The 6,511-nt window shown below is 44.8% G+C and carries 4 protein-coding genes; 1 reads left to right on the top strand and 3 read right to left on the bottom strand.

What is annotated here, in order from left to right; translation table 11 throughout:
- Positions 1–265: 265 nt before the first annotated feature.
- The 3 genes from KME11_16585 to KME11_16575 form a co-directional block, all read right to left on the bottom strand.
- On the bottom strand, positions 266–1,405 hold the full coding sequence (locus KME11_16585; GenBank protein ID MBW4516829.1) for a PAS domain-containing protein: 1,140 nt from the start codon (positions 1,403–1,405) through the stop codon (positions 266–268).
- Between the two features lie 174 nt (positions 1,406–1,579).
- Positions 1,580–2,806: a hypothetical protein gene (locus tag KME11_16580; protein MBW4516828.1), complete on the bottom strand. Its 1,227-nt coding sequence runs from the start codon at positions 2,804–2,806 to the stop codon at positions 1,580–1,582.
- Between the two features lie 291 nt (positions 2,807–3,097).
- The gene (locus KME11_16575; protein MBW4516827.1) at positions 3,098–4,210 is read right to left on the bottom strand and encodes a transporter substrate-binding domain-containing protein; all 1,113 of its coding nucleotides are present in this window, start codon (positions 4,208–4,210) and stop codon (positions 3,098–3,100) included.
- A gap of 322 nt (positions 4,211–4,532) precedes the next feature.
- Here KME11_16575 and KME11_16570 point away from each other — a divergent pair, with 322 nt between their 5' ends.
- The gene (locus KME11_16570) at positions 4,533–6,398 is read left to right on the top strand and encodes a serine/threonine protein kinase (GenBank protein MBW4516826.1); all 1,866 of its coding nucleotides are present in this window, start codon (positions 4,533–4,535) and stop codon (positions 6,396–6,398) included.
- Positions 6,399–6,511: the final 113 nt, after the last annotated feature.

The following is a 6,511-nucleotide window of genomic DNA, read 5'->3' as shown; positions in this document are numbered from 1 at the left end:
CAGTAGTCAGATTGCTGGGATATGCTTTACTCATATTGCTTTCTCGGTGCTGCGTGCTTTCTATTCGCAGCTTACACTGAGAGAGCTTTTTTACCGACTAGCTGACTTTTCAAACATCCTCTTAGGTGAAATAGATTTTGATAGACGCGATCGATAGGTGGAGCTTAGAATCGCGCAAATATCAATTTAACTCAGGAGCCATTGAACTGAAATTACTTTTGTAACTGTTGTGATCAAAAGAGTTAGTTTTGAAGAGAATATGTGACTACTCTTTCATCTCTTTAGCCACAACCTGATATTCTAAAAGTCTGTCATCATGATCAAATAAGGCTTGACAGCGTAACTCTGGGTGCCGAATTCCCCTGAGCGCTTCTAAAGAACAAGTCGCTGTTGGGTTCTCTGGTGTCAATATTGCACAAGTTGCTTGCAAGCGATCGCGATCGTCATCTGGTAACACTGAGTAAAAATTAGAGCCAACGCCGCTTTCATCACCAAAACAGTTCTCGAAAAGATGATTAGTGAACGTCAGTGTGCCATCGGGCAGAAACCGAAAAACTAAATCTGTCGTCGCATCAACGATCGCCGTATACGCGGCATAGGTCGACTCTAAAACTGACTGAAGATTAACCCTGGCGCTAATTTCACGAAAGCTAAGAACAGCAAAACTTCCTAATTCCTCACCCAAGCGTAGGGTCGATTGTACCGGAAGATATTTCCCAGACTGCTGCTTCAATGAACATTGAAACGACTGCGGAATTTTTCTTTCCTTTAACGAGTCAAGCGCTAACAGCACCTTCCGTAGATCGGCATCATGTACCAAATTAAGAATACTCTCACCCATTAATAATTCAGGTGGATATCCCAAAATATGACCAATAGAGGGAGAAGTCCAGAATACGTGTGCCTCGAAGTCAAGCTGGATCAATAACTCATCGCTTTTCTTCAACAGCGCATCCCACTGGGCATTGCTTTCCACCAAAGCCTGACGTGCCTGATAACGAGGCGTAACATCATTAATCACCTCTACTAACTCAGCACCACCTACGCGGTTAGATATAAATATCTGTCCCTTGGAGGATAGCCAAACGATTTCATTTGATTTATTAATAATCCTGTAGTCTACCTCGAAGCTTTGACCATTCTCGGCGGCAGCTTGAAGCACTTTTTGAATGGGTCGCCGATCGTCGGGATGAACATGGGATAAAAAATCGAGATATTTTCCCTGGAATTCTTCTGGTTCTAGTTGATAAAGATGCTCTAAGCCGGATGAAAACTGAACCTCCATACGGCGCAAGTCCCACACCGCCATCGGTAAATTCAACTGGTCAGCCGACATCATGAGATTCGATCGCGGGTGAAGGAGAACCAGTCGAGACTGGTTGCAAGTCACAGGTTGTTGAGGCATAGTGAAACCCAGAATAAGCCCAAAACACAAATGACAAAGCACCGATATAAATAGGTAGAGCAATCGGGTGAAGATTGCAAACATAGTATTAGATCGGATTGCCAGTTGCATCCGATCCTTAATACGAGCATAAATTCAATGAACAGGACAAATATGATCTATCTGCCTCTAAATTTATTTTTTAGTGTTCACTTGAAAAACTAATCGTAAAATTTCCTCAACTGATTTGCCTTTAACAGTCTGCAACTGCACAAATAATTCAGAAATCAACTGGCGATCGCTTAAACTAAAATCGCCGTAGTCACCCATATCAAATCCAGCCTGCACTTTCGTACAAAGGTTATAAAACCATCGAGCCAGCACCTGTGCCGAGTGTTCAGTCGAAAACTCCCATCGTTTCGTATCAAACTCCAAAATCAATTTACCGCTAGCAGTTGTTAAAGCGTACTTTCCACCGCCCTCTGGCTCCGATAAATACCAAACCGATCGCGCCGAATAAACCTTTTGGCTAAAGTCTCGGAACTGTCGCAGCAACGGCAAAATTCTTAGCGCTTGAGAGCGATCGACAGCCAACCGCGTCGTCTTGCCCTTCGTCTGATCTCCTCCTTGCTGAAGCAAATCGCTATCAGGCACGACCTCAGACTTCAATGGCAGAGCCGCATTCACTGCTTCTACTTGCCACAGAGACTCAGATAACTCCCCCTTCTCATATAAACAACTGGGATAGTCATAAATTTTCATTTCAACAGGTTGCAGCGTCTGTGGGTGAAGTACCTCCACATGTAGCGACACTTGGATCAGCGGCTTCTCACCGGGCTGTGGATTGTAGTCATAATCGGGTGGCGGCTGATCTAAGCGCACGAGCTTCAGGTACCGTTGTTCCTTTGTCCGTAAATGAGTTAAGCAAAAAACATTACCTTCATAGAACACAAGCGCTCCATTGGTGCCTTCTTTCCATTTGTAGGTATGTCCTCCTGGCACAAAAAAGAGTTTACCTAGGTATTTTGTGCCACTCTCCGACGACTTGCGCCGCCGCCGAATGTAGACGTAAAGCTGAGGTGGCGTGATCTCTGAGCTATTGCGTCGTCGGTGAGAAATCCCTTTAAGAAATACCTCAGTCAAGGCATTTCTCCTTAGCACTTCTCCGCCCAATTCTTGACGCAAGTCATTCTCAAGACGAATAAATTCCGACATTTTTTTGAATTGGGCAGGCTCTAGTCTGCCGACCCAAGCCGAAAATAAATCGATTTGTTTCTGGGGAGATAGCTGCTGAACTTTCTGAAGAATTTGCGCCTTAGACAATCGCAACTCAGAGAGGTCTGTGCCAGATAATAGCTCTTTAGCACCAGGCTTTGAAGACCTAATAAGTTGATTGGAGGCTGATCGCGAGGGTTCTGCCATAGCATGTGGATGAAAAACAGCACGGATTGAAGAAATGATGAAATGCTATGACCCAGATCACAGACTTTGCTGTTGTACTGCGATATCTTGCTGGATAGTAGGGATCATGTCCTGAAAATAGCACACCTTTTTTAAGTTTAAATCGCTGAAAGTTGGGTAACTTTAAAATAAGCGATACCCGTATTAGTAGAAAGCTTCAGTAGTCAACCTTGTGGCTTTAAGAGATACGCAAGCTTTTAGTGTAAAGTTTTTGAAAACTAAGTCCATAAGCTGAATATTGAACCTAATTATTTAACGAAATGGCATGGGGCAAATGAGTCCGCCGTTGAGCCAAAGCTCATTAATTCCTCGAGGTAACTGAAACGGACTGCCGATATTACGTTGGTAAATCTCAGCATAGTTGCCTACGTGATGAACAACACGCTTCATAAAATCGTTAGGAAGGCTTAAGCTTGTCCCGTATGAGCCTTCTGCACCTAGAAAACGCCGAATCTGTGGATCAGGATGAGGACTTAACGCCATTACATTTTTTTTGCTCACGCCTAGTTCTTCTGCTCGAAACGTGCCATAGATAATCCATTTCACGACATCGAACCATTTTGATTCATTGCTCCGGACAATAGGGGCGATCGGCTCTTGTGAAAGCGTTAACTTGAGCAGTTGGTACTGTTCAGGATTCGTCAGGGTTTGGCGACGAATGGCTAGCTCAGAACGGTTTGCGGTGGCAATTTCGCAGTTACCGTTAGCAAAGTTAATAAATAGTTCGTTGTCCCCGTCTAACGCCACAGCGTTAATAGGAACTTGAGCTTTCTTAAAAAAGGCTTTGAGCGTAGCTTCGGCAGGTGTATCTGCCCGCACACAAATTGTTTTGTCTCTAAAATTTCCTAGAGAGGTTGTGTCTAAATTAATGGGTGCGAGTAAGCCTTGTCCGTCATAAAATATGGGAGATACAAAGTCGATCGTTGCATCTCTTTCAATCGTCCAGGGTGTATCGCGCAGCAAAATATCGACCTTGCCATTGAGTAAATCAGCAAACGCGCCTTGAGCGACGCGCTTGAATTCTACTTTGCCAGGATCGTCAAATAAAGCACTGGCGATCGCCCGACAATAATCTGCATCTAGCCCCGAATATTGACCATTGGGTGACTGAAAACTAAACCCTGGACGCTGACCGTCAACGCCGCAAATCACTCGCCCTCGACTGAACACAGTGGCAAGGGTGCCAGAGTGAGAAACAATAGAGGAAGACAGTGTAAGGGTGGAGCAAGCGGCACAGAGAATGAGCGCCAGGAGGCTAAGGGTAAGCAAGAGGAGCGATCGCCGTCGTAGTACCTTTTTAAGGTCTACAGCCCTAAAATTTACAGTCCTAGGCTGTGTCGCTCTAGCGAATCGAATATGAATCATGTCGGCGTTTTGATAGAAAGCCTGGCTTTGGATAAACCGAACCCTCCAGGTGAGTGAGTACAGAATAGCAAAAAAATATCCGAGTATCCAACTTTTCAATTTAGTTGACTACGCTAAATTAGCGTGTATGATATTGACTAACAGGCAAACAAAGATCCAGGCAAACGGTTATTTAGACAGGGATTTAGGCGAACGAAGATTTGGTGCAGATGCAGATAGAGATTCAGTATAGACAAGGATTCGGTGCAGATAAGAGCGGTGTAGAAAAACAACGAACGTTTAGTGACACCGTGAATTCATTCACCTCAAGATTGGAGTTTTTATGGTAGAAGTGTTAACTAAGCAAGCTTTGGGTGGACGTTACAAAGTTACCGAAGTATTAGGAACCAGCATCTTTAGCGATACCTATCTTGCTAAAGATCAGCAGTTACCTAACCGTCCTCTTTGCGTTGTCAAATGCCTTAAAGCACCCACTAGTGAACATTTCGACTGGGAGCATGCTAGAGAACTTTTTAATGCCGAAGCCCAAGCGTTATATCGTCTAAGTCCCCATAGTTCTCAAATTCCTCGGCTACTGGCGCATTTCGAGGAGAATCATCAGTTTTATTTAGTTCATAACTATGTTGAAGGTCATAACTTAAGCCAAGAATTGATCGTGGGGCAACCTATGCCAGAGGCGCAGGTCATTACGTTAATTCAAGATGTTCTGAGCGTGCTGGCGATCGTTCATGCTCAGGGTGTGATTCACCGAGATATTAAACCTCATAACCTGATCCGTCGCGATAAAGATGGCAAAATTGTGCTAATTGATTTCGGTGCTGTCAAAGAACTGAGCAATCAAGCTCACCCTGAAGGGCAAACTACCGAATCTATTTTAATTGGCACACCAGGCTATATGGCAGGCGAACAACGCGCCGGCAAACCACGATATTGCAGCGATATTTACTCAGTAGGAATGCTGGCAATTCAGGCAATAACAGGGCTTAATCCTAAAGAAATTGGTGAAGATATTCAGGGTGAGTTGTGCTGGCGACAGGTTGCTAAAGTTAGCCCTCGCTTAGCCACTATTTTAACTCAGATGGTTCGTTCGCATTGGCGCGATCGCTATCAATCTGTTGAGGAAGTTTTAACTGATCTAAACCAGCTTCAAAAAACCCGTCAGCCTCGAAAAATCTGGGGCATTCCACAAACCGTTACTCTGATCGCAATTTTGGCACTGAGCTTCACAGGCGTTCGTCAAAAAGATCAAATTCAAGCTCATCTCAAATCGTTACTGATGCCTGTCGTTGTCACTCCTCTTGCTAAAGGTGATATTGCCCCCACCCGAACCATCAATCAGTCTGGTTCAATCTTGGCGCTAGCAATGCATCCTAAGGGCGAAATTGTAGTGAGTGGCGGACAGAACAAAGTGATCCAGCTTTGGGATATGAAATCAGGTGCATCGCTGACTGCGCTGACTGGGCATCTCCAAGAGATTACTTCATTACACTTCACGCCCACTGGCGAAACCCTCGTGAGTGCCAGTGCAGACTCAACGTTAAAAGTCTGGAATTTACAGAGCGGTATCCTGCGTCATACTCTGGCGGGGCATACAGGTCGGGTTAATTCTGTGCATGTCACACCTAACGGTAAATTAACGGTGAGTGGAGGAAGCGATCGCCAAATTAAAGTATGGGATTTGCAAACAGGCAGTGAACTTCAAAGGCTCAGTGGTCATACCAACGCGGTTAACCAAATTGAAATCACCACAGATAGTCGTTTTATCGTGAGTGCTAGTGAAGATAAAACGGTTAAGATTTGGGACTTTCCCACCGGACAAATTTCGCAAACCTTAGTAGGACATGAAAGCGGCGTAAAAGTAGTTAACATCAGCCCCAATAACCAAATCTTGGCGACTGGGGCTGATGACCAAATTATGATTTGGAATGTGGCGACAGGTCAGCGCTTACGAGCATTACCCAAGTCCAAATCCACACGATCGCTTGCCTTCAGCAATGATGGTAAATATTTGCTGAGTGCCCATGCAGACGGCACCCTCAAACTTTGGAATTGGCAAAAGGGCGCTTTGCTAAAAACCGTCCGGGTGCATTCAGATAGCGTCGGGGCGATCGTTATTTGTCCGAATAATCGGACCTTAGTCACAGGCAGCCTCGATCATCGGTTAGAGATCTGGAAAATGAATCTTTAAATTTATAGTGAAAGGCATTGCTGAATGCAAGTATGAAAATCCTGTTCCCCTGCCCTCTTAGGGAAGGGGCTAGGGGTTAGGTCGATCGGCAACGCAGCTAGATAGACCTCTTC

Source organism: Timaviella obliquedivisa GSE-PSE-MK23-08B, from assembly GCA_019358855.1.
GTDB classification, from domain to species: domain Bacteria; phylum Cyanobacteriota; class Cyanobacteriia; order Elainellales; family Elainellaceae; genus Timaviella; species Timaviella obliquedivisa.
This window is presented reverse-complemented; position numbering and strand designations above follow the sequence as displayed.